The sequence below is a fragment of the Methylobacterium sp. CCH7-A2 genome, assembly GCF_001557075.1.
Lineage (GTDB): Bacteria > Pseudomonadota > Alphaproteobacteria > Rhizobiales > Beijerinckiaceae > Allobosea > Allobosea massiliensis.
Map to the genome: position 1 here is coordinate 33,373 of NZ_LSKN01000085.1, position 26,834 is coordinate 60,206.

General features: G+C 68.0%; 27 protein-coding genes and 1 tRNA gene. 14 read left to right on the forward strand and 14 right to left on the reverse strand.

Annotated features, from left to right (window positions below; all coding sequences use genetic code 11):
• Window positions 1-30: 30 nt before the first annotated feature.
• Window positions 31-372 carry a phasin family protein gene (locus AX750_RS06345; RefSeq protein WP_066719220.1) on the reverse strand — a complete coding sequence of 114 codons (342 nt, stop codon included), beginning with the start codon at window positions 370-372 and terminating at the stop codon, window positions 31-33.
• A 361-nt stretch (window positions 373-733) separates the two neighbouring features.
• Between AX750_RS06345 and AX750_RS06350 the strand changes: the two genes are divergently transcribed.
• The gene (locus AX750_RS06350) at window positions 734-2,362 is read left to right on the forward strand and encodes a serine hydrolase (protein WP_245282329.1); all 1,629 of its coding nucleotides are present in this window, start codon (window positions 734-736) and stop codon (window positions 2,360-2,362) included.
• 63 nt (window positions 2,363-2,425) lie between these two features.
• Here AX750_RS06350 and AX750_RS06355 read toward each other — a convergent pair whose 3' ends face one another.
• Together AX750_RS06355 and AX750_RS06360 are read right to left on the reverse strand one after the other, a co-directional pair.
• Window positions 2,426-3,139, reverse strand: a complete 714-nt coding sequence (locus AX750_RS06355) for a DnaJ domain-containing protein (protein WP_066719216.1) — start codon at window positions 3,137-3,139, stop codon at window positions 2,426-2,428.
• Window positions 3,136-3,879: a hypothetical protein gene (locus AX750_RS06360; RefSeq protein ID WP_066719214.1), complete on the reverse strand. Its 744-nt coding sequence runs from the start codon at window positions 3,877-3,879 to the stop codon at window positions 3,136-3,138. The genes AX750_RS06355 and AX750_RS06360 overlap by 4 nt, the downstream gene beginning before the upstream one ends.
• Window positions 3,880-3,969: 90 nt before the next feature.
• On the opposite strand from AX750_RS06360, the gene panC reads away from it, so the two are divergent.
• A complete protein-coding gene (gene panC / locus AX750_RS06365; protein WP_066719211.1) occupies window positions 3,970-4,818 on the forward strand; it encodes a pantoate--beta-alanine ligase in 849 nt (282 codons plus the stop codon).
• Window positions 4,819-4,955: 137 nt separating this feature from the next.
• Window positions 4,956-6,701 carry a VWA domain-containing protein gene (locus AX750_RS06370; protein ID WP_082735459.1) on the forward strand — a complete coding sequence of 582 codons (1,746 nt, stop codon included), beginning with the start codon at window positions 4,956-4,958 and terminating at the stop codon, window positions 6,699-6,701.
• 29 nt (window positions 6,702-6,730) lie between these two features.
• Here the strand turns inward: AX750_RS06370 and AX750_RS06375 are convergent, their stop codons facing one another.
• Window positions 6,731-7,168, reverse strand: a complete 438-nt coding sequence (locus tag AX750_RS06375) for a DUF1489 family protein (RefSeq protein WP_066719204.1) — start codon at window positions 7,166-7,168, stop codon at window positions 6,731-6,733.
• Between the two features lie 128 nt (window positions 7,169-7,296).
• Here AX750_RS06375 and AX750_RS06380 point away from each other — a divergent pair, with 128 nt between their 5' ends.
• Window positions 7,297-8,067 (forward strand): SDR family oxidoreductase, encoded by a 771-nt coding sequence (locus AX750_RS06380; protein WP_066719201.1) that lies wholly within the window; start codon window positions 7,297-7,299, stop codon window positions 8,065-8,067.
• Window positions 8,068-8,216: 149 nt separating this feature from the next.
• Here AX750_RS06380 and AX750_RS06385 read toward each other — a convergent pair whose 3' ends face one another.
• The 5 genes from AX750_RS06385 to AX750_RS06405 form a co-directional block, all read right to left on the reverse strand.
• Window positions 8,217-10,202, reverse strand: coding sequence for an acetyl/propionyl/methylcrotonyl-CoA carboxylase subunit alpha (locus AX750_RS06385; protein WP_066719198.1), 1,986 nt, complete (start codon window positions 10,200-10,202; stop codon window positions 8,217-8,219).
• Window positions 10,203-10,243: 41 nt separating this feature from the next.
• Window positions 10,244-10,903: a cation transporter gene (locus tag AX750_RS06390; protein ID WP_066719194.1), complete on the reverse strand. Its 660-nt coding sequence runs from the start codon at window positions 10,901-10,903 to the stop codon at window positions 10,244-10,246.
• Between the two features lie 130 nt (window positions 10,904-11,033).
• The gene (locus tag AX750_RS06395) at window positions 11,034-11,810 is read right to left on the reverse strand and encodes an SDR family oxidoreductase (protein WP_066719192.1); all 777 of its coding nucleotides are present in this window, start codon (window positions 11,808-11,810) and stop codon (window positions 11,034-11,036) included.
• Between the two features lie 133 nt (window positions 11,811-11,943).
• Window positions 11,944-13,911, reverse strand: a complete 1,968-nt coding sequence (locus tag AX750_RS06400) for a GGDEF domain-containing phosphodiesterase (protein ID WP_066719190.1) — start codon at window positions 13,909-13,911, stop codon at window positions 11,944-11,946.
• 169 nt (window positions 13,912-14,080) lie between these two features.
• Entirely contained in the window at window positions 14,081-14,458 is a 378-nt protein-coding gene (locus AX750_RS06405) for a DUF2147 domain-containing protein (RefSeq protein ID WP_066719188.1), read from the reverse strand.
• 128 nt (window positions 14,459-14,586) lie between these two features.
• On the opposite strand from AX750_RS06405, the gene AX750_RS06410 reads away from it, so the two are divergent.
• Window positions 14,587-14,988: a DUF2177 family protein gene (locus AX750_RS06410; protein WP_066719186.1), complete on the forward strand. Its 402-nt coding sequence runs from the start codon at window positions 14,587-14,589 to the stop codon at window positions 14,986-14,988.
• Here the strand turns inward: AX750_RS06410 and AX750_RS06415 are convergent.
• Window positions 14,950-15,567: a hypothetical protein gene (locus tag AX750_RS06415; RefSeq protein ID WP_066719183.1), complete on the reverse strand. Its 618-nt coding sequence runs from the start codon at window positions 15,565-15,567 to the stop codon at window positions 14,950-14,952. The two genes, AX750_RS06410 and AX750_RS06415, sit on opposite strands and share 39 nt — an antisense overlap.
• Window positions 15,568-15,644: 77 nt before the next feature.
• Window positions 15,645-17,252 carry a carboxyl transferase domain-containing protein gene (locus tag AX750_RS06420; protein WP_066719180.1) on the reverse strand — a complete coding sequence of 536 codons (1,608 nt, stop codon included), beginning with the start codon at window positions 17,250-17,252 and terminating at the stop codon, window positions 15,645-15,647.
• Window positions 17,253-17,525: 273 nt separating this feature from the next.
• Here AX750_RS06420 and AX750_RS06425 point away from each other — a divergent pair, with 273 nt between their 5' ends.
• Window positions 17,526-18,107, forward strand: a complete 582-nt coding sequence (locus AX750_RS06425) for a DUF2272 domain-containing protein (RefSeq protein ID WP_066719178.1) — start codon at window positions 17,526-17,528, stop codon at window positions 18,105-18,107.
• Here AX750_RS06425 and lipB read toward each other — a convergent pair.
• Window positions 18,088-18,828 carry a lipoyl(octanoyl) transferase LipB gene (lipB, locus tag AX750_RS06430; RefSeq protein ID WP_066719174.1) on the reverse strand — a complete coding sequence of 247 codons (741 nt, stop codon included), beginning with the start codon at window positions 18,826-18,828 and terminating at the stop codon, window positions 18,088-18,090. The two genes, AX750_RS06425 and lipB, sit on opposite strands and share 20 nt — an antisense overlap.
• Window positions 18,829-18,949: 121 nt before the next feature.
• Between lipB and AX750_RS06435 the strand changes: the two genes are divergently transcribed.
• The 8 genes from AX750_RS06435 (at window position 18,950) to AX750_RS06470 (ending at window position 26,109) form a co-directional block, all read left to right on the forward strand.
• Window positions 18,950-19,219 (forward strand): FliM/FliN family flagellar motor switch protein, encoded by a 270-nt coding sequence (locus AX750_RS06435; RefSeq protein WP_066719171.1) that lies wholly within the window; start codon window positions 18,950-18,952, stop codon window positions 19,217-19,219.
• Window positions 19,220-19,316: 97 nt separating this feature from the next.
• A tRNA-Leu gene (locus tag AX750_RS06440) sits at window positions 19,317-19,401 on the forward strand.
• A 191-nt stretch (window positions 19,402-19,592) separates the two neighbouring features.
• The gene (gene mgtE / locus AX750_RS06445; protein WP_066719165.1) at window positions 19,593-20,999 is read left to right on the forward strand and encodes a magnesium transporter; all 1,407 of its coding nucleotides are present in this window, start codon (window positions 19,593-19,595) and stop codon (window positions 20,997-20,999) included.
• A 61-nt stretch (window positions 21,000-21,060) separates the two neighbouring features.
• Complete coding sequence (locus AX750_RS06450) at window positions 21,061-22,002, forward strand: GH25 family lysozyme (protein ID WP_082735460.1); 942 nt, start codon at window positions 21,061-21,063, stop codon at window positions 22,000-22,002.
• A gap of 160 nt (window positions 22,003-22,162) precedes the next feature.
• On the forward strand, window positions 22,163-23,065 hold the full coding sequence (locus AX750_RS06455) for a glycoside hydrolase family 25 protein (RefSeq protein WP_245282326.1): 903 nt from the start codon (window positions 22,163-22,165) through the stop codon (window positions 23,063-23,065).
• A gap of 78 nt (window positions 23,066-23,143) precedes the next feature.
• A complete protein-coding gene (locus AX750_RS06460) occupies window positions 23,144-24,154 on the forward strand; it encodes a CorA family divalent cation transporter (protein ID WP_066719164.1) in 1,011 nt (336 codons plus the stop codon).
• A gap of 140 nt (window positions 24,155-24,294) precedes the next feature.
• On the forward strand, window positions 24,295-25,467 hold the full coding sequence (locus tag AX750_RS06465; RefSeq protein WP_066719161.1) for an isovaleryl-CoA dehydrogenase: 1,173 nt from the start codon (window positions 24,295-24,297) through the stop codon (window positions 25,465-25,467).
• 126 nt (window positions 25,468-25,593) lie between these two features.
• Entirely contained in the window at window positions 25,594-26,109 is a 516-nt protein-coding gene (locus AX750_RS06470) for a gamma-glutamylcyclotransferase family protein (protein ID WP_082735456.1), read from the forward strand.
• Between the two features lie 9 nt (window positions 26,110-26,118).
• On the opposite strand, the gene AX750_RS06475 is transcribed toward AX750_RS06470, so the two are convergent.
• Together AX750_RS06475 and AX750_RS06480 are read right to left on the reverse strand one after the other, a co-directional pair.
• A complete protein-coding gene (locus AX750_RS06475; protein ID WP_066719160.1) occupies window positions 26,119-26,301 on the reverse strand; it encodes a hypothetical protein in 183 nt (60 codons plus the stop codon).
• Entirely contained in the window at window positions 26,298-26,726 is a 429-nt protein-coding gene (locus AX750_RS06480) for a rhodanese-like domain-containing protein (RefSeq protein WP_066719158.1), read from the reverse strand. Before AX750_RS06480 ends, AX750_RS06475 begins: the two co-directional genes overlap by 4 nt.
• Window positions 26,727-26,834: the final 108 nt, after the last annotated feature.

The window sequence follows — 26,834 nt, forward strand, 5'->3', positions numbered from 1 at the left end:
GGCGCCGCAAGCGGGCGGCGCCGCGTCGCCTCACTTGGTGGCCGGAACGGCCTTGGCGACGATGCCCTCGAACGGCTTGTAAGCGTCCTTGGCGATCGCGGCGTAGAGCTCGCCCATCTTGGTCATCTGGGCGACGGCGCCCTCGAAGGCGGTCTTGACGTAGTCGGTCTGGATCTCGATGGCCTTGTCCAGCGTCTTGACGCCGGCCAGCTTCTCGAGCGTGGCGGTGCCGGTCTCGAAGGACTTCTTGGCGTAGTCGGTGGCCTCGACGGCGAGCGTCTGCACGCCCTTGGAGGTGGCGCCGAAGGCCTTCAGGGCCGCATCGACGTTCTCTTTCGAGGCCTTCTGGATCGTTTCGAACTGCTGCATCATGTTTCTTCCCTCGGCACGCATGCCGCCTCTTGCTGACGAGCCCTTGGGCCCGGGTCTGTCGCCCCTGGGTCAGATGAAAAAGGGTTCACCACCGGGACCGCCTTCATATTGTGCACCGCAACATGAATGTCAAGATCGCGCTGCAGCGCATCAGCCGCGACGCCCTGACGCCACTGGCGGCCTTCGCGATCGGTGGCATTTTAACGGCTCCGTAACCGCGCCGTCGTAACCTCCAAAACTGTGTCCCGGATGCCACGTCGTCACGTGCTCCGGGATCGGGACGTGAGTTCTGGTTGAGGCGGGTTGCATGGCTTTCAGTTGCGTTGGGTCCCGGCGCGTGCGTTCGCGCGCGCTCGTGGCAATGATCGGCATCGTCGCGGTGGCTGTCGCCGCCGTCGCCTCTCCCGCCGAGGCGGCGCGCAAGAAGAAGCGCCCCGCGGGCGGCGGCTATGCGCCCCCCTATGCGGCGATGGTCGTCGATGCGAAGACCGGCCGCACGCTGCATGCGGTCAACGAGGATGCGCCCCGCATCCCCGCCTCCATCACCAAGGTCATGACGCTCTACGTGCTGTTCGAGCAGTTGGAGCGTGGCCGCTTCAGCATGAATTCGGAACTCACGGTCTCGGCTCACGCCGCCCGCCAGGAGCCTTCCAAGATCGGCTTCACGCCGGGCGAGACCATCTCGGTCCGCGACGCGATCCTCGCGCTGATCACCAAATCCGCCAACGACGTCGCCATGGCGGTCGCCGAGAATGTCGGCGGCTCGGAGGACGAGTTCGCGAAGATGATGACGGCCCGCGCCCGTTCGCTCGGGATGAGCCGCACGGCCTTCTACAACCCGCACGGCCTGCCCCACAGCCCGCCGAACATCACCACGGCGCGCGACCTCACCATTCTCGCCCGCGCCATCCAGGAGCGCTTCCCGCGCTACTACCCGATGTTCTCCACGCGGGTGTTCAACTATGCCGGCGGCGCCTACCGCAACCACAACAAGCTGCTCGGCCGCATCGAGGGCGTGGACGGCATCAAGACCGGCTACACCCGCCTCTCCGGCTTCAACCTGATGACCTCGGCCAAGGCCGATGGCCGCCATGTCGTCTCCGTCGTGCTCGGCGGACGTTCAGGCGCCTCCCGCGACAAGATCATGGCCGATCTCGTTGTCGCCGCCCTGCCCAAGGCCGCCACCAGCGGCCGCGCCTCGACGCTGATTGCGGAGGCCCCGGAACCCCAGGAGCGGCCGCAGGAGCGCGCCCCTGAGCGTGCACCGGAACGCGCCCGCCCGGCCGCACCGGTCGTGACCGCCGCCGCCGAGCCGGCCCCGCTGCCAGTGCCCCGCCCGCGCGTCGAGACCGAAGCGCCGCTGCCGATCGCCGCCCGTGCCTACGCGCCGGTCTCGACGACGACGCCGATCGCGCCGCCGCGCCCGCTCTCCGCCGGCGCCCAGCAGCTCCAGATCTCCGGCATGCGCCCGGTGACCGCCACCACGACGCCGCCGGCCATGCGCTGGTCGATCGGCGCCCCCGCCGCCGACGGCAAGGTCCTGCGTCCGCCGGCGAATGTCGACGTGACCTCCTCGATCGCCAAGGTCGCCGAGCCCGCCGAGGCTCCGATGCCGAAGCCCGCCGCTGCACCGGCGCCGGCCGAGAAGGCTCACGAGAGCGGCGTGACCACCCTTGCAAAGGCCGTGGAGAAGGCTCCCGAGCCGGCGCGCGCCAGCGAAAGCCGCGCGACCGTCGCCACCACCGGCAAATGGATCATCCAGCTCGGCGCGACCGATGACGAGGCCAAGGCCAAGGACATCCTCGCCAGGGCCCGCGCCAAGGCCGCCGGTCCGCTGGCCGACGCCACGGCGGTGACCGAGCGCGTCGAGAAGGGCGGCTCCACCCTCTTCAGGGCCCGCTTCGCCGGCTTCGACGACTCCAAGGACGCCCAGAACGCCTGCGCGAGGCTCAAGCGCGACGGCTTCGCCTGCTTCGCCACCCGCGGTTGAAGGACAAGGACAAGGAACGCTGCCATGTCGCACCCGACCTCTTCCCTGTTTCCCCTCGGCCCCTCACTTCAGAAGGACGTCCTTGGCCTGGTTGACGCGAGCGGCAAGACCGCTGGTGCCCCCGGCATCCGGGTGGATGCGCTTCATCAGGGCGCGATGGGCTTCGCGGATCGCCTCCTCGCCCGCCCCCGGCTGAAGCCCCAGGATCTCGTAGGCCTCCTGATGCGACATCGCGCCCGTGCCCGCCGCGCGGCCCTGCCCCGCGTCGCGGTGACGATCAGCGTCTTCACGCCAGCCGGGCGACCGGCGGTCCAGATAAGCCTCTAGCAACCGCGCCCCGTCAGGGTCGTCGGCCAGGCACTCGCGCATCAACTCGGCGATCTCGGCCAGCGAGAGGTCGTCGAGGCTGCGCCCGGCGAAACGGCCCCCGCTGACCGTCCCGGTCATGCCGCCGCTGTCATGGTCGAGTTCCATCGCCAACAGCCGCGAGGCGACCTGCGAGCGCGCACCGGGTGTCTCGGCGGACGACGTCCCCCAGGGAAAGCGGATGCCGCCGGGCCCGGTCGCGCTCCAGCCGAGCAGCCAGGCGCCGATGCCGCCGACGAAGATCGCCATGTCGAGCCGGCCGCGCATCATCAGCAGCGCGGCAACACCCAGCGACAGCACCCCGCCGCCGCCCTTGACCGCCTTGGCCAGCATCTTCGGATTGGTGCTCGCGAAGAGCTTCGACAGCCACCAGATCAGCAGCACCGCGCCGATCCCGTAAAGCAGCGTCACCGGCGGCCTCCTTCCATCGAGCCCAGCAGCCCACGCACGGCAGGGCTCGCCGCCGACAGCTTCAGCATCGCCTCTCGCCCACCCGCCGCATAGGCCGCCGCGCCGCGCAGGAGATCGAGCAGCGAATTTGGCGCGGCGGCGTCGAAACGGGCATGGGCGCCGCCCGTCAGGCGCGCCATCATGGCGAAGGCAGCGCTCGCGGCGGGATCCTGCCCCTCCTGGAACAGGAAGCCGCGGATGCCGCGCAGTCCGAGTTCGCCCGCCAGGGCGGCGAGCGCATCGGCCTCCTCCTCCATCGCGTCGCCGACGAAGACGAAGGCGCGAACCGGCACGCTGCGCGCCTCGTCGCGGACATGCTTCAGCACGCGCGCGATCTGCGTCTGGCCGCCCTGGCAGGCGATTCCCGACATCAGGCCGTTGAGCCGGCGCGGCTCGCCGACCCAACCCGAGGCGCGGCACTCGGCGAGACCGCGGAAATAGACCAGCTGCACGGCGAGCCCGCCGCTCGTTGCCGCGACCTCGAACATCTTCGCCTGCAGCGAACAGGCGAGGTCCCATGTCGGCTGGCGGCTCATCGTGGCGTCGAGCGCAAAGACGAGGCGCCCCGCCTGTCCGGTCGCCAGCGGTGCGAGTTGCTTCGCCGCACCGAGAAAACGGTCGATCTCGCCGGGCGCCGATCGCCCCGTCGCCACACCCGCTCCGGCGCGCTTCTCCAGCGCCTTGTCGCTCTTCTCCGTCATGGCCTTGATATTGGCGGTTTGCGGGACATTTGCTACCCGTCCGCCACCATCAGGGGCGCGACGTGTCAGCCCATCGACAAGAGAGACGCCATGACCGGGATCGCGATCTTCGAGACCGTCGCCGCCATGCGGCAGGCCGTCGCCGGCTGGCATGCCGCGGGCGACAAAGTCGGCCTCGTGCCGACGATGGGCGCGCTGCATGAGGGCCATATCGCGCTGGTGAAGGAAGCCCAGCGGCGGGCGCAGCGCGTCATCGTGACGATCTTCGTGAACCCGACGCAGTTTGCGCCGCATGAGGACTTCAAGAAATATCCGCGCACCTTCGACGACGACTGCGCCAAGCTGGTCGCCGCCGGCGCGGATGCCGTTTTCTTCCCCCCGGTCGAGGAGATGTATCCGTCCGGCTTCGCCACGCGCGTGCTGCTGCTCGGGCCCGCTGCGGTGGGGCTCGACGACCGCTTCCGGCCCACGCATTTCGAGGGCGTCGCCACGGTCTGCTGCAAGCTCTTCACCCAGTCACGGGCTGACCTCGCCGTCTTCGGAGAGAAGGACTACCAGCAGCTCAAGGTCGTGACCCGGATGGCGGCCGATCTCGACCTCGGCATCGAGATCGTGCCCCTGCCGACCTTCCGCGAGGCGGACGGCCTCGCCATGTCCTCACGCAACCGCTACCTCTCGCCGGAGGATCGCGCCTTGGCGCCGCTGCTGCACCGGGTGATGCAGGCGCTGGCCGTCCGCATCCGCAACCGCGACGACCTGTTCCGGGCCGTCGGCGAGGCCCAGACCGAAATCATCTCGGCAGGTTTCGAACTCGATTATCTCGAAGCGCGCCACGCCGAGACCCTGGCACCGGTCACTTCGCTCGCGGACGGACCGATCCGGATTCTGGTGGCCGCGCGGCTCGGCGCAACGCGGCTGATCGACAACATCGCAGTGTAGGGCGCGTGACGAAACCCGGATGAGGGGGCGCTGCGGCCGCCTTCGGTTCCCCTTCCCGTTCGGCAGGATGACCGCTATCGGTAATGGAGCGGCTGGCAGCCGCCTCGGCTTGCGACGGGTGCGACACGGAGTACGTGATGCGGATCTGGATGATGGCCCTCGGCCTGCTGCTGTCGCTCGGCACTGCGGGGCGGGCCGAGCAGTCGCTGATCGTGCTCGACGCCTCGGGCTCGATGTGGGGCCGCATCGACGGCAAGCCCAAGCTCGAGATCGCCCGCGAGGCGCTGAAGGCCGTCCTGGGCGGCATGGCCCCGCAAAGGGAGATCGGCCTGCTTGCCTATGGCCATCGCGAGAAAGGCAATTGCTCCGACATCGAACTGATCGTGCCGCCGGGGCGGAACAATGCTGCTGCGATCACTGATGCGGCCGCAAGACTGCGCTTCCTCGGCAAGACGCCGCTGACAGAGGCCGTCCGGCAGGCAGCCGTTGCACTGCGCTACACGGAGGAGAAGGCGACCGTCATCCTGATCACCGACGGGATCGAGACCTGTCAGGCCGACCCCTGCGCGCTGGGAGCGGAACTCGCCAAGGCCGGCGTCGGTTTCACGGCGCATGTCGTCGGCTTCGACCTGTCGCGCGAGGACGGCCGCAAGGTCGCCTGCCTCGCCGAAAAGACCGGGGGCCGCTATATCGCGGCCGGCAACGCCGCCCAGCTCCAGGATGCGCTGATGACCACCGTGAGCGCGACGCTGCGTCCCGCAGCGGTGCAATCGGTCAAGCGGCCGGCGGCGACAGTCAGGACGGGCGCGAAGCCGAGCATCGGCCAGAGCTTCACTGCTGAGTGGACCGGCCCTGGCGGCACCGGCGACTATCTCGATATCGTCCCGGCCGGGAGCAAGGGCTTCGATGCCGAGCTGTCCTATGTCTATGTCGAGGCCGGCAAAGCAGCGGCGCTACGCGCCCCCGGCCGGCCCGGTCCCTACGACCTGCGCTATGTCTGGGCTGGTCCCGAGGGCCGGCAAGTGCTCGCGACGGCACGGATCGCAGTGGCCGACGCCCCCCATGCGCTGGAGGCTCCGGCCAGCGTCGCGGCTGGCACGACCTTCGACGTATCCTGGAAGGGGCCGGGCCAACCGGGCGACTATGTCGACCTCGTCCGCCGCGACCATACGGCGCCTGATGGCGAGATCGCCTATGCCTATCTCGACAGCGGCAACCCGGTTCGGCTGAAGGCTCCCGGCGAAGCCGGTTCCTACCAGTTGCGCTACATCCTCGCCGCCCCGGACGGGCGCAAGGCGCTGGTCGCCATCCCGCTCGAGGTCACGCCCTCCGCGGCGACGCTCGCCTTCCCGCCCGACGCGATCGCGGGCGCGACAATCTCGGTCCATTGGCGCGGCCCCGGCGCTGCCGGAGACTATGTCGATCTGGTGAGGGAGGGCCATCGCGACACCTCCGGCGAACTGGCCTATGCCTATGTCGAACAGTCGGAGGATCAGGAAACCGTGGCGCTGCGGGCGCCCGGAGCACCAGGCGATTACCGCATCCGCTATGTCCTCGCAGCCGCCGGAGGGCACAAGATCCTTGCCGAGGTGCCGCTGACCGTCCGTGCCGCCACAGCCAGTCTCGAGGCCCCCGCCCGTGTCCAGCGCGGAGTCGAGTTCGAGGTGTCATGGCAAGGGCCGAATGGCGAAGGGGACTATGTCGACATTGTTGTCGCCGGCTCCAGGGAAACCGCTGGCGAATTGACCTATATCTCCGTGGAGGCTGAAAGCCGCGGCCGGCTCGCCGCGCCCGACAAGCCGGGGCGCTACGACATCCGCTACATCCTGAAAGCGGGAGACGGCCTTAGCGTCCTGGCGAGGCGCAGCATCGAAGTGCGCTGAGCACGCCAGCGCACGACTGGAATGGCGCTCTACAGCAGCCCCAGCTCCGCAAGCTCCCGCCGCAACGCCTCCGGCATGGCGCCAAGATCGCCGCTGCGGCCGTCGATATCGCGCGGCGCATCCTTCTCGGTGAGGTAGCGCCAGCCCTGGAACGGCCGGCAGGGACGCGGCTCGACGGGCACGACCACCGGTTCCAGCACAAGATGGCAGCGGCCGATTCCGTCGCCATCGGTGAAAGGGCGCACGGCCAGCAGCTTCTGCCGCGCGCTGATCTGGCCCTTGATCACCCAATAGAGCGAGCCTCCGTCGAGCAACTCGTCGAGGCGCTTGGGCACCATGCGGGTGGTGTGGATCTGCTCGGCCGTCCGGCCCAGTCGCCGTTCCAGTGTCAGGCGCTCCTCGATCCAATCTTCCAGATCGCCGATCGAATCGGCGCCGACGCAGAGCTTGAGGAGATGGAGCGGCATGGCCGGCAATCTAGTGCGGGCACGGCAACCGGACCAGCGCCAGCGGCGTTGCTCTCCACAGCCGCGCTGCGCGAAGCTGCCTGCGCGACGGCAGGCCGCAGGGCACCCCAAGACACAAGGAGATTTTGATGCGCGGACTGACAGGCAAGGCCATTCTCGTCACAGGCTCCTCGAACGGCATCGGCCACGCCATGGCGGAGCGGCTGGTCGCCGAGGGGGCCAAGGTCGTGGTCCATGGCCGCGATCGCGAGGAAGTCGAGGGCGTCTGCCGCGAATTGGGCGGCCAGGCCGCTCCCGTGACCGGCGACCTCGCCGATCCCGAGACGCCGCAGGCCCTGGTCGATGCCACGGTCGCGGCCTTCGGACGGATCGACGGCCTCGTCAACAACGCCGGCATCTATCCCCGCGGCGAGGTCACCGGGACGACGGTCGACTTCTTCGACGAGATCTTCGCCGTCAATGTCCGCGCCCCGCTGCTCGCCTCCGAAGCGGCGGCGCGGGCTTTTCGCGCGCAAGGCTCGGGCGGCGCGATCGTCACCGTCGGCTCGATCAACGCCTGGTGCGGCCTGCCGCGCCTGACCGTCTATTCCATGTCCAAGGGCGCGCTGATGACGATGACGCGCAACCTCGCCGATTCGCTCGGCCCGGAGCGCATCCGCCTCAACCAGCTCAATGTCGGCTGGACCTTCACCGCCAATGAGGACGCCACCCAGCAGAAGGAGGGGCAGAAGCCCGGCTGGGAGAAGCATGTGCCCGTCCGTCAGGCGCCGAGCGGCCGCATCATGCAGCCCGAGGAGATCGCGGCGCATACCGCCTTCTGGCTCTCCGACGAGAGCGCGCCGGTCTCGGGGCAGATCTACGAGGTCGAGCAGTTCCCGGTGATCGGACGGATGGGGTAGTCCGGCTGGCCGCCGTCATTGCGAGCGCAGCGAAGCAATCCAGGTAACGTCGAGCACTGCCGTTCTGGATTGCTTCGCTGCGCTCGCAGTGACGGGCTATCCTCGCCTGTCGAGCGAGCAAACGGCCGCAAGCGACTCCTACGATTCGCCTAGTCGCCGAGCACCACCACCTTGGCGCCTTCCGCCACCTGAGCCCCTGGCGCGGCGCCGATCTCGCTGACCGTGCCGTCGCGCGGTGCCGTCAGCACATGCTCCATCTTCATCGCCTCGACGATGGCGAGCCGCTGGCCCTTGCTGACGACATCGCCGGCCGAGACAAACAGCGCGATCAGCTTGCCATGCATCGGCGCCTTGACGACGCCGCCCGAGCCGGCCGCGGCGTCGAGATCGACACTGAACGGGTCGAACAGCGAAACGGCCGTCTGCCGGCCGCGGTGCAGCGCCAGCCAGGTGCCGCGCTCGCCCTGCGCCAGCGCGATCTCGTGCTCGCCCTCGCCGATCTGATGGCCGGGCAGGCTGACGCGGGCGCCCTCCTCATGCCACTCGATCCGCGCCTCGACCCGCTCGCCATCGACCAGGAGCGGCAGGCCGAGCGCGGGGCGCGGCATCAGCGAAAACGCGTCCGCCACAAGCCAGGGCGAGCGGGCCTCGCCATCGGCCCGTTCAGCCGCCCGAAGCAGACCTTCCGTCTGACGCTCCTCCTCCAACTGAAGCGCCGCCGCCGCGACCGCCGCCGCGTCGAGCGGCTGCGGCTCGGCTCCGAGCGCCGTAATGTTGCGCTCGATGAAGCCGGTGTCGAAGGGCCCCTCGCGAAAGCCGGGAGCCTCGGTCAGCGCCTTCAGGAAGGCCAGGTTGGTGCGCGGCCCCGCCACGATCGTCTCGCTCAGCGCAGCCCCGAGGCGGTCCAGCGCCTCATGGCGAGTCGCGCCATGGGCGATCACCTTGGCGATCATCGGATCGTAGAACGGCGTCACCGTGTCGCCGGCCTCGACGCCGGTGTCGATGCGGATGCCGTCGCCTTCCGGGAATTGCAGCGCCCAGAGCTTGCCGGTCGAGGGCAGGAAGCCCTTCTCCGGATCCTCGGCATAGAGCCGTGCCTCGACCGCATGGCCGGTCGCGGTGACGTCGGCCTGGGTGAAGCCGAGAGGCTCGCCGGCGGCGACCTTCAACTGCAGCTCGACCAGATCGAGCCCCGTGATCGCCTCGGTGACCGGATGCTCGACCTGAAGCCGGGTGTTCATCTCCATGAAGTAGAACCGGTCGGCACGCAGGCCGTCGCGCCCGTCGGCGATGAACTCGACCGTTCCGGCCCCGACATAGCCGACGGCCTTCGCCGCTTCGGTCGCGGCCTTGCCCATCGCGGCGCGGACCTCCTCGGTCATGCCCGGCGCCGGCGCCTCCTCGATCACCTTCTGGTGGCGGCGCTGCAGCGAGCAGTCGCGCTCGAAGAGGTGGACGACATTGCCATGGCTGTCGCCGAAGACCTGGATTTCGACATGGCGCGGCGAGAGCACATATTTTTCGACCAGCACGCGACCGTCACCGAAGGCGCTTTGGCCTTCGCGCTGGGCGCTGGTCAGGGCGTCGGCGAAATCCTCCGGCCGATCGACCTTCTTCATGCCCTTGCCGCCGCCGCCCGCGACCGCCTTGATCAGAACGGGGTAGCCGATCCGCTGCGCCTCCCCGGCGAGAAATTCGACGCCCTGCTCGGCGCCGTGATAGCCCGGCACCACCGGCACGCTGGCCTTCTCGACCAGCGCCTTGGCGGCATCTTTCAGCCCCATCGCGCGGATGGCGGAGGCCGGCGGTCCGACGAAGACGATCCCGGCTTGCGCGCAGGCCTCGGCGAATTCGGCATTCTCGGACAGGAAACCATAGCCCGGATGGATGCAGGCGGCGCCCGCCTCCTTGGCGACCGCCAGGATCTTGCTGGCATCGAGATAGCTCTCGCGCGCCGGCGCCGGGCCGATCCGGTAGGCCTCGTCGGCCATCTGCACGAACAGCGCCTCCGCATCGGCGTCGGAATGGACAGCGATGGTGCGCAAACCGAGCCGCTTGGCGGTGCGGATGACCCGGCAGGCGATCTCGCCGCGATTGGCGATCAGGATGGAGGGCAGCTTCTCGGCAATCGACATGGGCAACGTCCCGGACGGCATGGCGCGTGAGCGTGCCGTCTTTATAGCCCGGCGGCCGGGGCTGTCGCCGCCTTGTTCTGCACAGGAGCCTCGGCAGGCTTCGTCCGCAGCGAGCGCCAGATCGCCCAGCTGGCCTGGAAACAGATGCCGGCGATGACGAGGTCGAAGAGATATTCCGGCCAGCGCATCGGCATGACCCGGGCGAACAGCCCGACCAGCGCGAACCCCAGCGTCTTGATGACGTCGTTGCGGGACGACAGCCAGGTCGCCCTGATGACCGGATTGTCCTCTCGCCGGAAACGCCAGAGCACGACGACGATCAGGATGGCAACGACGACCGCGCTGCCCGCCGAGAAGCCGAGCGTCCAGACCTCGATCGGGCGCGGCATGACGATCTTGTCCCAGAGATCGTAGAGCGTGTGAAAGCCCGCCAGCGCCATGACGGCCCCGATGGCGAACGCCGCCAGCTTTTCGGCACGCGCATCACGGCCGAATACCACGGCCGCGATGCCGTAAAGCGCGACGTCATAGATCCAGTCGACGCCGTCCTTGAACAGCTGCGGATTGCCGATGGCGAGCGCCCAGGCGACCACGCCGCACGCAAACGCCAGGATGCCGAGCGCGATGCCCCAGATGGTCAGGGTGAAGGCGCGGGCGACCGATCGCTCGACAAGCACGGCGCTGTCCCGATGCTCAGTCATCGATCCCCCCCTCCCCGTCATCCCGGACAAGCCGCTTCAGCGGCGCCGATCCGGGAACCATGCCTGAACCGTTCCGGCATGGATCCCGGGTCTCCGCTTCGCTGCGCCCGGGATGACCAGCGCGGTGGTCTCACCCCCGCCCGACGAAGGGCGCATTCGTCGCCATCACCGTAACGAACAACACGTTCGCCTCCGGAGGCAGGCTCGCCATGTGCAGCACCGTGGTGGCGACGTTGTCGACATCCATCACCGCCTCGACCTTGATGGAGCCGTCGGCCTGCGGCACGCCGGTGGTCATCTTGCGGGCCATCTCCGTCAGCGCATTGCCGATGTCGACCTGGCCGACGGCGATGCCATATTTGCGGCCGTCGAGCGAGGCGGTCTTGGTCAGACCGGTGATGGCGTGCTTGGTCGCCGTATAGGCGACCGAATTGGGCCGCGGCGCATGGGCCGAGATCGAGCCGTTGTTGATGATGCGGCCGCCCTGGGGAACCTGGTCGCGCATCGCCCTGAAGGCCTCCTGCGTGCACAGGAACGGGCCGGTCAGGTTGGTGTCGACCACCTTCTGCCAGTCTTCCAGCGAGAGGTCCTCGAGCAGGATGCCGCCGGGAGCGTTGACGCCGGCGTTGTTGAACAGCACGTCGACCCGGCCGAACGCCTCCTTTGTCTTGGCGAAGAGCGCTTGGACCGACGCCTTGTCGGTGACGTCGGTCGGGACGGCGAGAGCCCGCCCGGCCGCGACGCCCGACAGCGCGATCGTCTCCTCCAGCGCGTCCGCACGGCGGCCGGCCAGCACTGTGCGATAGCCGTCCTTCAGGAAGGCGAGCGCGACGGCCCGTCCGACGCCCGATCCGGCTCCGGTGATGATGGCGACCTTGTCATGGGCGGGCGTGCTGGCGGCGGGCATGGCGTATCCTCTGGTTTCTTGCCGGTTCAACCGTTTCAAATCCGGTGGAGCCGACCATAGCAGCGTGCTGCATGCAGGGAACAGCGTTTCGCGCAGGCGCCCTCGCCCGCCGATACGGGGGTGCGGCCCCTGCTCAGCCCGCCACGGCCGCGTTGGCGCCGAGCCAGGGGCAGTTCACCGCCGTCTGCGGCTGGGCGACCGGGCGGCCGACCAGATAGCCCTGGAAGGAATCGATACCGAGCGAGAGCAGCGCCGTGGCCTGCGCCTCGGTCTCGACGCCCTCGGCGACGATCTGCAGGTCGAATCGGCGCGCGATCAGCGCCGCGCCTTCGATCACCGAGCGCGAACGCCCGTCGATATCGGCGATGAAGGACTTGTCGATCTTGATCTGGCGCATCGGGAAATCGCGCAGCCGCGCCAGCGAGGAATAGCCCGTGCCGAAATCATCGACTGCGAGGCAGATGCCGAGCTCGTCGAGCTGCGTCAGAACCGCCAGCGTCTGCGCGTCGTCGGCCGGCATGAAGACCGATTCCGTGACCTCGAGATGCAGCCATTGCGCTCCAAGCTGGTGCCGGGTGAGCGCGCCGCGCACGATATCGACGAACTCCGGCTGCGAGAGCTGCCGCACCGAACAATTCACGGCCACCGCAGCGCGCACGCCGCCGCGCTGCCAGCGCGCCGCTGCCGCACAGGCCCGATCCAGTACCCAGGCGCCGACCATGGCAATCTGGTTGCTCTCCTCGGCGATTGGGATGAATTCATCGGGGGATAGCGTGCCGAGCGTCGGGTGGGTCCAGCGCAGCAGAGCCTCGAAGCCGTGCAGATCGCCCGTGGCCGCCGCGACGATCGGCTGGAAGGCGAGCCAGAATTCATCCTGCTTCAGCCCCGCAGGAATGTCGTCGGCGATACGCTCCCGCCGCTGCAGCGCGACCGCAAGCGAATGGTCGTAGTTCAGCGGTACCGTTGCGTTCTGGCGCTTGGCTTGGGTGGCCGCGAGATCGGCGGCCCAGATCAGTTCCTCCAGCCCTTGCCCGTCCTCGGGATAGCGCGCGACGCCGATACTGGCCCCGATATCGAGCGTCTGGCCGTAGAAGACGTAAGGCGTTGCGAACAGATTCTCCATGACGAAGGACGAGGTGCCGCCCTCGGCGGAGCCGGGCGTCACCACCACCAGTTCGTCACCGCCCCAGCGGGCGATCAGGGCGTTGGCCGGCAGTCTGGTCATCAGCCGCAACGCGATCTCGCGCAGGACATAGTCGCCGGCGTCATGACCCAGCGTGTCGTTGATGCGCTTGAAGCGGTTGAGGTCGAGGAAATAGACGCATGCCGTGGCTGCGCCGGTGATCGCCCTGTCGAATTGCTCGGACAGGCCCCGGCGGTTCAAGAGGCCGGTCAGCAGGTCGTGCGACGCCTGGTGCTCAAGCGTCTCGGTGCGCTCGCGGACCTTGTTCTCCAGCGTCTGGTTGGCGTCGAGGATTTCGGCCATCAGCTCGCTGTTGCGCTGACCAAGTTGCACGGACTGCAGCAGCAGGATGCGGTTGGCCCTGTGGCCGGCGATCATCACGCCACAAAAGACGAATCCCAGCAGGCCGATCACCGAATCGGGACCGCTTTCCAGTATCAGCCGGATGGCGCCGGGAACCATGAGCGTCGCGATGTAGAGCGGACCGACGATTCCGAAGGGCGAGAGAATGCCGATCGCACCCGCGGCCATGCCGGCCAGAACGATGCTCGTCGCGAATTTCACCAGCGGGTCGGCCACGCCCAGCAGCAGCCAGGCGAGGACGGCCCAGCTCACGGCCGCGGCCAGCTTGCCCAGGCCGGCGATGAAGATTTCGCGTTCCGGCGTCGGCCCCTGCCCCCGCGCCATCGCAGCCCCCATGGCCCTATGGCCGGCAATGCGCACGAGAGAAACCAGCGTGACGAGGCCGAACCACCACCAGACCCAGGTCACCCCAGCGGCGGCCGCAAGAACCGAGACCGCCGTGGATGCGACATAATTGACGAAGAGCGCGGGGAGATAATTGCGCCGAACGATCGGGACCAGTGCGGCGGCAACCTGACCCGACTGGCGCGAGGGCGGGGTGGGATGCGTGGTCAACCGGCTCGTCCAGCTTAAGAGACTCACAATGTGAGTGTCACTCATACAAGACAAATCGGTATCCAAACGTAAACAGTCCGCGCATGGGGCAGGAGCCGCTCAGGCTCCCGCCCCATGCTGTCACAATGCCTCCGAGGATGGGGGGCCCGCCTTGCCCCCTCACGTGGCGCTACTCGGCCGGCGTCCAGTTCACGGTCTTGCACAGCACCCCGATGATGCAGCCGCGGGTCGAAAGACCGTCGGGCTTGACGGTCAGCGTCATCGCGTAGCTTCGGTTGCGCTTGGGATCGAAGGCCTCGCCCTTGAGGCTGTCGGCACCGGCCGGCTTGAGCGTCAGCACCAGACGATCACCGACCTCTTCGCCGCCGCTCGTATCCTTGACCCAGACATTGGTCGCGCAGATGTTGCTGCCGCAGGGTGCGATCCGGACGCGTGCGTTGCCGTCGTCGCGCAGCCAGACGCCACTCGGATCGGGGCTGTTGGCCAGGACCGGCAGAGCCGGGACAATGGACAGGCCCAAGGCGATCAGCGTGGACTTCAGCATCATGGCTTCCTCTCCAATCGTTTCGTGATCGGGATACGCGGTGCGCCGTCGACCGGTTTCACGATCACGCGCAATGTGATCTCCGCAGCATCTGGTGGCGTAACCCTCCGACAGCAACCCGGAGAATCGCTTTGAAAATCCTTCTGACGGCCTATGGTGCCGCCGCCCTCGCCTTTCTCGCGATCGACGCGGTCTGGCTCTCGACCATGGCCAATCTGATGTATCGCCCGCTGCTGGGTGATCTGCTGGCGCCGAGTTTCCGGCTCGCACCGGCAGTCCTGTTCTACGTGATCTATATCGGCGGTATCGTTTTCTTCGCCATCCGGCCGGCCCTCGCCAACGGCCGCCTCGCCACCGCCGCGCTCCACGGCGCCGCGCTCGGTTTCGTCGCTTACGGCACCTATGACTTGACCAATCACGCCACGCTGCGCGACTGGCCGGCCATCATCACCGTCGCCGACATGATCTGGGGCACGCTGCTGACGGCGAGCGCCTCAGTCGCGGGCTATGCCGCCGCCCGCCGCTTTGCCTGAGCCGGCCGCTTCGGCCTCCGCCAGCAGGGTCGAAAAGGAGAGCGCGGTGAAGGCGGTCAGCCCTCCCGCGCTCATCATGTTGAGCCGCAGCAGGGCGGCGTATTGCGCCTCGCTGTAGAGATGAAACGGCGCGCCATAGGCGCCGTGCAGGACGAAATAGGCGAGGAAGCAGACGCCGGCGAGCGGGAACGCCGCGATCCAGCGCTCATGCGGACGGAAGATCAGCAGCGCCAGCACTGCGCACGGCACGAGGAAGATCTCGACGCCCGAAGCCACGCCGAAGACCTTGGCCGAGAGCAGCGTGTTGGCGATGCCCGCGACCGGCAGCATCGCCCGCCCGACCAGCGTGTTCCAGCGCGACAGCGCCGGCACGGCGAGGAAGAACGGCGTCGAGAGGAAGGTCCATGCCGTCGGCCCGATCTCGGGTCCGACCGTCCAGTAGACATAGAGCGGATAGAAGGGCTGGTTCGAGGCGACGAGCAGCGCGAAGAAATTCGCGGTGGCGACACGCGGATCAGGATGGTGCGCATAGGCCTTGAGCGCGGCCATGGCGTCGTTGAACCGGGCGATGAGGGACATGGGCTGCAGCCTCGTGCGAGGGGCGATGACGCATCTACGCCCCCCGCCGCGGCTTGGGTCACAAGCCCGCCGGCGGCTCACATGCGGAAGACGCCGAACTTGGTCTCCCGCACCGGCGCGTTGAGGCAGGCGGAGAAGGCCAGCGCCAGAACGCGCCGGGTTTCCGAGGGCAGGATGATGCCATCGTCCCAGAGCCGCGCCGTGGCGTAATAGGGCGAGCCCTCGGCCTCGATCTTGTCGCGGATCGGCTTCTTGAAGGCCTCCTCCTCTTCCGCGCTCCAGCTCTTGCCTTCCGCCTCGATATTGTCGCGGCGCACCGTCGCCAGCACGCTGGAGGCCTGCTCATGGCCCATCACCGAGACGCGGGAATTGGGCCAGGAAAACAGGAAGCGCGGCGAATAGGCCCGCCCGCACATCCCGTAATTGCCGGCACCGAAGGAGCCGCCGACCAGCACGGTGATCTTCGGCACCCGCGCCGAGGCGACCGCCGTGACGAGCTTCGCCCCGTCCTTGGCGATGCCGCGGGTCTCGACGTCGCGGCCGACCATGAAGCCGGTGATGTTCTGCAGGAACAGCAGCGGGATGCGCCGCTGGCAGCACAACTCGATGAAGTGAGCGCCTTTCAGCGCGCTCTCGGAGAACAGGATGCCGTTATTGCCGATGATGCCGACGGGGATGCCGTGGATGCGGGCGAAGCCGGTGACCAGGGTCGTCCCGTAGAGCTTCTTGAACTCGTCGAACTCCGAGCCGTCGACGAGCCGGGCGATGACCTCGCGGATGTCGTACTGCTTCTTGAGATCGGTCGGGACGACCGCCTCGAGTTCGGCCGGATCATAGAGCGGCTCGACCGCGTCCGCGATGTCGATGTCCGGCCGCTTCACGCTGTTGAGGTTGCCGGCGATGCGCCGCGCGATGGCGAGCGCATGGCTGTCGTCGCCGGCATAATGGTCGGCGACGCCCGAGAGCCGCGCATGGACATCGGCGCCGCCGAGGTCTTCCGCGCTCACGACCTCGCCGGTCGCCGCCTTCACCAGCGGGGGACCGCCCAGGAAGATCGTACCCTGCTGCTTCACGATCACCGTTTCGTCCGACATCGCCGGGACATAGGCGCCGCCCGCCGTGCAGGAGCCCATCACCACCGCGATCTGGGGGATGCCTTCCGCCGAGAGCGTCGCCTGGTTGTAGAAAATCCGGCCGAAATGCTCGCGGTCCGGGAAGACCTCGGTCTGGTGCGGCAGGTTCGCGCCGCCCGAATCGACGAGGTAAAGGCAGGGCAGCCGGTTCTCGCGCGCGATCTCCTGCGCCCGCAGATGCTTCTTCACCGTCATCGGGTAGTAGGTGCCGCCCTTGATGGTGGCGTCATTGCAGACGATGACGCATTCACGCCCGGCGACCCGGCCGATGCCGGCGATCATGCCGGCGCCATGGACGTCGCCCTCATACATGCCGAAGGCCGCGAGCGAGCCGATCTCGAGGAAGGGCGAGCCGGGGTCGAGCAGGCGCAGCACGCGCTCGCGGGGCAAAAGCTTGCCGCGCGCGACATGGCGTTCGCGCGAGCGCTCGTTACCGCCGAGCGCGGCGACGGCGCGGCGCTCTAGCAACTCATCCCGCAGCCCCACCCAGGCCTGCGCATTCGCCTGCGAATCGGCCGAAGCCAGATCGACCTTGCTCTCGATGACCGGCACGGCACGCTCTCCCAGGCGAAGACATCCTCGCCGGGTTATGGCCCGGACGGCTGCAAAGGCCAACCGCCGGGATGCTCACAGGGACTCAGGCAAAATCCCCCGGACGGCCGATCCTTGACTGCCAACGACCAACCGGACTTCGACCCTGCGCGACGCAGGCGGCTGTCAGCGCAGCTCTCCGAAATTGACAGGCCAAAATACTACCTATAGTTGTATAGACCTCAGATAACATTTTCTGGGTAGCAGTTCACGGTTGACGCAAAGGGGGCTGTCATGGGTGGGTTCAGCAACAAGTTGGTCATCAAGGCGCAGGACGAACTCGCCGCCTATGGCGGAATTGCGGAGCACGTATCGCCCTTGAAGGAGCGGATTGGCCTCTACTGGGATTTTCTCAAGCGGCCGGACCTCGACGGCAGCGACCATGAGGTTCCGTGGTCGGCCGCCTTCGTGTCCTTCATGGTCAATCTGGCCGGTGCGAACAGCACATTCCCCTACAGCGCCCAGCACTCCGTCTACTTTTACCGCACCATCAACGACAAGGTGATCAAGAAGGCCTCCGCCTTCTGGGGCTTTCGCCTGTCGGAGGTGACGATCGAACCCGGCGACATCATCGGCATGAACCGCTCGGGCAAGCCCCCGATCGACTACGACTGGGCGATGACGCATTCCGACTATTTCAGCCACTCTGATGTCGTCGTGTCCGTATCCGGAAAGACGGTCGAAGCCATCGGCGGCAATGTCGGATCGCCACCGGGCGAAGTGGCCCGCAAGATCTTCACCCATTCGGGCGGCAAGCTGCTGAACAAGTCGAAGACGCAGGAGGTTTTCGTCGTGATCAAGAATTTTCTGCCCTGACGCCGGCGGCTGGCGCGGACGCCACCGCGACGGTCTCGCCGAAGATCTGCTCGAACGCGGACCGCAGCGCCAAGTCGACATCGGCCATGACCAGGGGCAGGCCGAGATCGACCAGCGAGGTGACGCCGTGCCGGCTGACGCCGCAGGGCACGATCCCGTCGAAATGGGAGAGGTCCGGCTCGACATTGAGCGAGATGCCGTGAAACGAGACCCAGCGCCGCACTCGGATCCCGATGGCGGCGATCTTGTCTTCCGCGTCGGGGGCCTTCTCCGGCCGCCGGACCCAGACGCCGACCCGATCCTCCCGCCGCTCCCCGCGCACATTGAAGGCGTCGAGGGTGTCGATCAGCCAGGCTTCCAGCGCCGCGACGAAGCGGCGGAGATCCGGCTCGCGCCGCTTCAGGTCGAGCATGACATAGGCCACGCGCTGGCCGGGGCCATGATAGGTGTATTGGCCGCCGCGCCCGCTGCGATGCACCGGGAATCGCTCAGGCGCGATCAGATCCTCGTCCTTCGCCGAGGTGCCGGCGGTATAGAGCGGCGGATGCTCCACCAGCCAGACCCGTTCGGGAGCGAGCCCGTCGGCGATCAGCCCGGCCCGGTGCTCCATCTCGGCCACCGCCTCGTCATAGCCGACGAGCCCATCGGCCACGACCCATTCGACCGGCGGCGAGCCGGCGGCAGGCCGGAACAATTCGGAGAGCGCCTCGCGCGTCTTCACTGCGCATTAACCCTGTTGCGACCAACTTCGGACGGAAGCGGCGGCGAGCCTCATGCTCCCAGCCGGGGCAACAGGCAAGTTTGGTTGTTCGTATTCTGAAGTAGGGTTCCGGAGGCAGGACTTGAAGGCCGATCTCGATCTCGTTCCCGTCGAACTGACGGTCGTGCTGGGTTCCGCGCGGATGCCGATCTACAAGCTGCTGCGCATGGGCCGCGGCGCCATCATCGAGCTCAACGCCAGCGAGACCGACGAGGTCCAGATTCTCGCCAACAACCACCCCTTCGCCAAGGGAATCGTCGTCGTCAGCGGCCAGAGGATCTCGGTCGAGATCACCCAGATGCTGAAGCGGCCGACCGTCTACACCCTCGAAACCGTGGCCGCGGCAGCCTGATCGCGTTTTCCTGCGCAATGCCCTTGTGGCGACGGATTCGATTTGCTAGACCCGCGCCGCTCCGGAGTTCACCGCCACGGCGGGACGCTCCGACGCCGCGGTCATGGCGGAATTGGTAGACGCACTACCTTGAGGTGGTAGCGGGGAGACCCGTGGAGGTTCGAGTCCTCTTGACCGCACCAAATTGAGGGCGAGAGCCCGGCGAACGGCGATCCGAAAGGGTCGCCGTTCGCGTTTCCGGGCCAACCCATCGCCTTCGCCGCAATCGCGCCCTGTTGCATTGCAACGAGGCCGGGCCGCTGACACAAGGGCGGCACGCGCCGCTCCATAGCCTGGTCGCGCCGATTCCCTTTCTCGCAGCACGGAGCGGCCCATGACGGACACCGAGAACGCTGCGACGGATGCCCCCGAGCGCCCGATCCGCGACGAGGACGGCGCCATCGATACCGCGCTCGTCGAGCAGGTCTCGCAGGCGCTGCTGCTGTCGGACCTGACGACGCTGCGCGCGGTCGTCGCCGACATGCACGAGGCCGATCTCGGCGCGCTGCTGGAAGCGCTCGACCCGGAGGAGCGCACGCGGCTGATCTCGCTGCTGGGCCGCGACTTCGACTTCACGGCGCTGACCGAGGTCGACGATTCGGTCCGCGAGGAAATCCTCGAGACACTGTCGCCCGAGACGGTGGCCGAGGGCGTGCGCGATCTCGACACCGACGACGCCGTCTACATCCTCGAGGACCTCGACGAAGCCGACAAGCAGGAGGTTCTCGACCGGCTCACCCCCGCCGAGCGCATCGTCCTGCAGCAGGGCCTGGACTATCCCGAAGGTAGCGCAGGCCGGCGCATGCAGAGCGAGATCCTCGCCGTGCCCGCCTTCTGGACCGTCGGCCAGACGATCGACCATCTGCGCCAGACCGACGACCTGCCCGAGCGCTTCTTCGAAATCCTCGTCGCCGATCCAGCCCACCACTTCGTCGGCTCGGTGCCGCTCGACCGGCTGCTGCGCACGCGGCGCCCGGTCGAGATCGCGACGCTGGTCGACGAGGACAGCCGCTCGGTCAAGGCCACCGACGACATCGAGGACGTGGCGCGGCTCTTCCAGCGCTACAATCTGATCGCGGTCCCGGTGGTCGACGAAGCCTCGCGGCTGGTCGGCGTCGTCACAATCGACGACATCGTCGACGTGATCGAGGAGGCGGCCGACGACGACGTCAAGCAGCTCGGCGGCGTCAATGCGGACGAGGAACTGTCCGACCCGGTGCGCGAGATTGCACGCAGCCGCTTCAGCTGGCTGTTCGTCAACCTCTTCACCTCCTTCCTCGCCGCAGCGGTGATGAGCCTGTTCGAGGCGCAGCTCTCCCAGGTCGTGGCGCTCGCGATCCTCGCCCCCGTCGTGGCGAGCCAGGGCGGCAACGCGGCGACTCAGACCATGACGGTGGCCGTACGGGCGCTGGCGACACAGGAGCTGGGCGGCTGGAATCTGCGCCGCTTCGTCACCCGCGAGATGATCGTCGGGCTGATCAACGGCGTCGGCTTCGCGCTGATCACCGGCCTCGTCGCGGCGCTGTGGTTCGGCAGCCAGGGGCTCGGCGTCGTCATCGCCATCGCCATGGTCGTCAATCTGCTCGCCGCCGCCATGGCCGGGGTCGCGATCCCCGTGCTGCTCGACCGTTTCGGGATCGATCCCGCCGTCGCCTCCGGCACCTTCGTCACGACCGTGACCGACGTGGTCGGGTTCTTTTCCTTCCTGGGCGTCGCGGCGATCTGGCTCGCCCATGCCTGAAATCGCCCGGGCGCGAGCAGCGTAAACGGCCCGTCAAGCTTTCTCCTCAATGTTGCGGCACATGACCGTCCGCCGCATGAACCCCTTCACGCCCGCATCCCTCTTCGCTGCCGCCGCGCTGGCCGTGCTCGGCGGCTGCGTCGCCATGGAGGGCCACTACCCGGCCAAGGGCGATGCACGCCCCCATCCCGGCGTGGCGGAAGCGCTGCGCTATCCGATCCAGGGCATCGACATCTCGCGCTGGCAAGGCGACATCGACTGGACGGCCGTGAAGGGGGCCGGCACGCGCTTCGTCTTCATGAAGGCGACGGAAGGCGGCGACCACATCGACCCGATGTTCCTGCGCAACTGGGAAGGCGCCCGCCGCGCCGGCATCCCGCGCGGCGCCTACCACTTCGTCTACTGGTGCCGGCCCGCCCATGAGCAGGCGCTCTGGTTCAAGCAGCACATTCCCAACGACCCCGACGCGCTGCCGCCGGTGCTCGACGTCGAGTGGAACGGCCATTCGCGGAGCTGCCCGAAGAAGATCGACCGCAATCTCGCGCTGGAGAAGATCCAGCTGATGCTGACCGAGCTGGAACAGCTCACCGGCAAGAAGCCGATCATCTACACCGACATCACCTTCCACAAGGATGTGCTGGAAGGGCAGTTCAACGACTATCCCTACTGGATCCGCTCGACCGCCGCCCTCCCCGAGACGCGTTACGCCAACCGGCCCTGGGAGTTCTGGCAGTTCACGACGACGGGCCGCGTGCCGGGCATCAAGGGCGACGTGGACCGCAACGCCTTCTTCGGCAACGAGGGCGAGTTCGTCGGTTGGCGCACCGGTGAGTTCGACATCGGCACGCGCCAGTGGAAACGCCAGCCGCGGGTCCCGCCGCAGCCGAGCCCAGGCCCGGACCGGCCGGCGGCGCCGACGCCCGCCGTCGCCGCCATTCCCGGCAGCGTTGCGCCGGTCTCCTCCGCCTTCCGGCCGGCCGAGGAGATCGCCGAGGGCGACTGACCGCGCCGTGCGTCGCCCCCGGTGCTTTGGCGGTTAACCAAAGCTGAAACGAAGCGGCCGCATTCGAGCCAATTCTAACCGGCCCTTAACCACGCCCTCGCCATCTCGACGGATGAGCCAGGAGAGGGAGAAGCCGGTGCGATCGACGATGTGGAAGCGGGTGGCCCTCCCAGCCGTCCTTGCCGGCCTGCTCGCCGCCCTCACCGGCCCCGCCGAAGCGCTCTATCCCAAGAAGAGCGATGCGGCCCCGCATCACGGCGTCCGCGACGCCCGCCGCCAGGCGATCCAGGGCATCGACGTCTCGCGCTGGCAGGGCGAGATCGACTGGGAGAAGGTCGCCGATGCCGGCACGCGTTTCGCCTTCATCAAGGCGACCGAGGGCGGCGACCATCTCGACCCCAATTTCCGCCGCAACTGGGCCGGCGCCAAGAAGGCCGGTATCGCGCGCGGCGCGTATCATTTCGTCTGGTGGTGCCGCCCGGCCAAGGAGCAGGTCCGCTGGTTCAAGCGCCACATCCCGCGCGATCCCGACGCCCTGCCGCCCGTGCTGGACGTCGAGTGGCAGAACGGCTCGCAATGCACCCGCAAGGTCTCGCGCGAGGACGCGCTCGAGAAGATGCGCATCATGCTCGCGGCGCTGCAGGAGCACACCGGCAAGAAGCCGATCATCTACACCGACATCAACTTCCACGAGGACATCCTCGAGGGTGAGTTCAACGACTATCCCTACTGGCTGCGCTCGACCGCGGCACCGCTGAAGCACCGCTACAACCGCGAGAAGTGGGAGTTCTGGCAGTTCACCACCACCGGCCGCGTGCCCGGCATCACCGGCGATGTCGATCGCAACGCCTTCTTCGGCAGCGAGCAGCAATTCGCCGCCTGGCGCGAGGGCCGCTTCGACATCGGCTCGCGCAAATGGCGCGGCAGCGAGCCGCGCGTGGCCGGCCGGAAGCCGCCCGCCACCGCCGCCGGCAACCGGGCGCCGAAGGCCGCGGGCGGAACGATCCTGCGCATGACGCCGCCCGGCAAGGTGCCGCAGCGCACTGCCCGCAATGACGACTGAGGCGGCGCGGCCGTCATCGAAGCGTCATCGAGCGGGCGCAGGCCTGCGCCTGCCCCTCCGCACGCGCTCCGGCCGCCCATGAACGCTCCCGCCCCCCTCCCCGATGCGCAGTCCAGCATCGGCATCATCTGGGCCTATCGCTTCGACGCCGATGGCACCCCGAGCCTGATCACGCGGGACACGGTGCCGGACGTCGCACCGGAGACCGGCTTCGTCTGGCTTCATCTCGATCTCGTCCACAGCCGCGCCAAGGACTGGATCACCCAGCAGCCCTGGCTGCCGGCGGCGGCCGAGGACATGTTCGTCTCGCCCGAGACGCATCAGCGGCTGGACCACTCCGCCGGCCTCGTCTGGGGCGTCTCCCACGATCTCGTGCGCGATGTCGCCGCCGATTCCGACATGGTCGGGCCGCTCTACTGGATCGTCGGCGAGCGGCTACTGCTCACCGGCCGGCGCGAAGCCCTGCAGTCGATCCGGCTCGCGGCCGATGCGCTGAACCGCGGCGAGACGGTCGAGGGGCCGGTCCAGCTCTTCGAATTGATCATCGAATACATCATCGACGACGTCGCCCGCGCCGTCGTGCGGCTGATGGACGAGACCGACGATGTCGAGGACAAGGTGCTGGCGGACAGCTTCGACGACGCGCCGGCCAGCGTCGGCGCGGTGAGGCGCATGGCGGTGCGGCTGCACCGGCAGCTCGGCGGACTGCATCTGCTGTTTCGCCGCTTCGCCGAGACCAGCTCCGGCCGCAAATCGCCCGCGGAGGTCAAGGAGGCCGCGGCGCGCCTGCTCCAGCGCATCGACGGGCTGCATCACGATGTCCAGTCGGTGCAGGACCGCGCCCGACTGCTGCAGGACGAAATGACCGCCCGCACGGCGAGCCAGACCAACCGCCAGCTCTATGTCCTCTCGATCCTGACGGCCCTGTTCATGCCGGCGACCTTCATCACCGGCCTGTTCGGCATCAATGTGAAGGGCCTGCCCTGGATGGAGCACGATCTCGGCGCGCTCTTCGTCGCGCTGACCTGCCTCGCCGCCGCACTGCTGACGCTGGTGATGCTGCGCCGCCGCGGGGTCATCGGCGGCTGACGGGCCGGAGGCCGGCTCATGCCTGCGGCATCGATGCCCAACGCGCTGGGCGCCCGCGCGCGCTGACTTGGGCGCCAGCCGCGCTATAAGTCGAGGAAACGCCGGACGCCGACGCCGCGCCGGCCCCTCGGGAGGTCACCATGCTCGCCAATGCGCCCCGCCCCTTCAATTTCGACCTCGGCGAGACCGCCGACGCGATACGCGACACGGTCCACGGCTTCGCGCAGGAGAAGATCGCGCCACGCGCCCAGGAGATCGACCAGACCAACCAGTTCCCGCGCGATCTCTGGCCGCAGATGGGCGCGCTCGGCCTCCACGGCATCACGGTCAAGGAGGAGGATGGGGGAGCAGGGCTCGGCTATCTCGAGCATGTCGTGGCGATCGAGGAGGTCTCCCGCGCCTCGGCCTCGGTCGGCCTCTCCTACGGCGCCCACAGCAATCTCTGCATCAACCAGATCGCCCGCAACGGCAACGCCGCCCAGAAGGCGAAATACCTGCCCAAGCTGATCTCGGGCGAGCATGTCGGCGCGCTCGCCATGTCCGAGCCCGGCGCGGGCTCGGACGTGGTCTCGATGAAGACGAAGGCGGTGAAGAAGGGCGACCGTTACGTCCTCACCGGCAACAAGATGTGGATCACCAACGGACCCATCGCCGAGACGCTGGTGGTCTACGCCAAGACCGATCCCGAGGCCGGCTCCAAGGGCATCACCGCCTTCCTGATCGAGAAGGGCATGACGGGCTTCTCGACCCACCAGAAGCTCGACAAGCTCGGCATGCGTGGCTCCGACACCTGCGAGTTGGTCTTCGAGGAGTGCGAGGTGCCCGAGGAGAACGTGCTGGGCAGCGTCGGCCGTGGCGTCAACGTGCTGATGTCGGGCCTCGACTATGAGCGCGTCGTGCTGGCGGCAGGCCCGCTCGGCATCATGCAGGCGGCGCTCGACGTGGTCATGCCCTATGTCCACGAGCGCAAGCAGTTTGGCCAGGCGATCGGCGAGTTCCAGCTCGTCCAGGGCAAGATCGCCGACATGTATGTGATGATGAACGCCTGCAAGGCCTATGTGTATGCCGTCGCCAAGGCCTGCGACCGCGGCGAGACCACCCGCGAGGACGCCGCCGGCGCGATTCTGATCGCGGCAGAGAAGGCGACCCAGATCGCGCTCGATGCCATCCAGCTACTCGGCGGCAACGGCTACATCAACGACTACCCGACCGGGCGCCTGCTGCGTGATGCGAAGCTCTACGAGATCGGCGCCGGCACCAGCGAAATCCGGCGCATGCTGATCGGGCGGGAATTGTTCCAGAAGACGAAATGACGGCCACACGCCGTCATGCTCGGGCTTGACCCGAGCATCTCGGGACGAGAGGACAGCAGGCGCTTCGTTCGGCCCGAGATTCTCGGGTCTGCGCTTCGCTCCGCCCGAGAATGACGCGAGGCTCGAATGCCCCTCTACTTCGCCTACGGCCTCAACATGGACCCCGCCGGCATGGCGCAGCGCTGCCCGCGCTCCAAGCCGCTGGGCCTCGCCCGCCTGCCGCGCCACCGCTTCCTCGTCACCACCGACGGCTACGCCTCCGTCGTTCGCGACCCGCGCGAGGAAGTCCATGGCGTGCTCTGGGACTGTTCGCTGGGCGACATCCGCACGCTCGACAAGTTCGAGGACCTCGCCAGCGGGCTCTGTGTCAAGATCAGCCAGCCGGTGATCGTGCCCGGCGGCGCCAAGCGGGCGCTCGTCTATATCGGCCGCTCGGGCGATCCCGGCCGGCCCAAGCCCGGCTATATGGAAACCGTCATCGCCGCAGCGCAACACTGGGCCCTGCCAGAGAGTTACGTAGCCGGCTTGAATCGTTTTCTGAGCAAGCCGACTCTGGATCTGAAGACGCCGCCCGCAGCGGAGCCCGCGCTGCCACCAGGGCCGGTTCCTGGCGTCAGGCCGCGTGCCCTGGCCCCGAAATAGGGCCCAGCCCTATTTCCACAGCAGCGCCACGAGCCTGACCGCGATCACCAGCAGGAAGCCGGCGATGATCGTGCCGACGATGCGGTGACGCTTCGCCCGGTCGGGGAACTGGCGGTTGAACAGACGGCCCAGCGGCTTGCGGAACAGGAAGGCGACGACCAGCAGGATGACGAAGACGTTGACCGGGCTCACGCGGTCGCCTTCGACGCCGGATCGCGGGGCTCGGCCGCATCGAAAGGCGCGCCGGCCTTCTTCCAGGCACCGAAGCCGCCGGCCATGTGCGCCACCGGCTTCAGCCCCATCTCCTGCGCGGCCTTCGCCGCCAGCGCCGAGCGCCAGCCGCCCGCGCAGAAGAAGACGAAGCGCTTGTCCTGCTGGAAGACAGGCTTGGCGTAGGGGCTCTCGGGATCGATCCAGAACTCGAGCATGCCGCGCGGGCAGTGGAACGCCTCGGGCATCCGCCCTTCCCGCTCCAGTTCGCGCGGATCGCGCAGATCGACGAAGACGACGTCGTCGCGCCCCAGCAGCGCCTGCGCCTGCTCGACGCTCAGCGTCTCGACGACGGCCTCGGCTTCGGCCAGCAACGCCTTGTAGCCCTTGGTGATGGTCTGCGGCACGGCCGGCCTCCTTCCCTGAAACGGGCGGCACCGTGGCCATTGCCGCAGCCTGCGTCAATCGCGCCTTGCCGCGCCCGCGCCCGCGCCGCACTGTGCGCGCCGGAGATA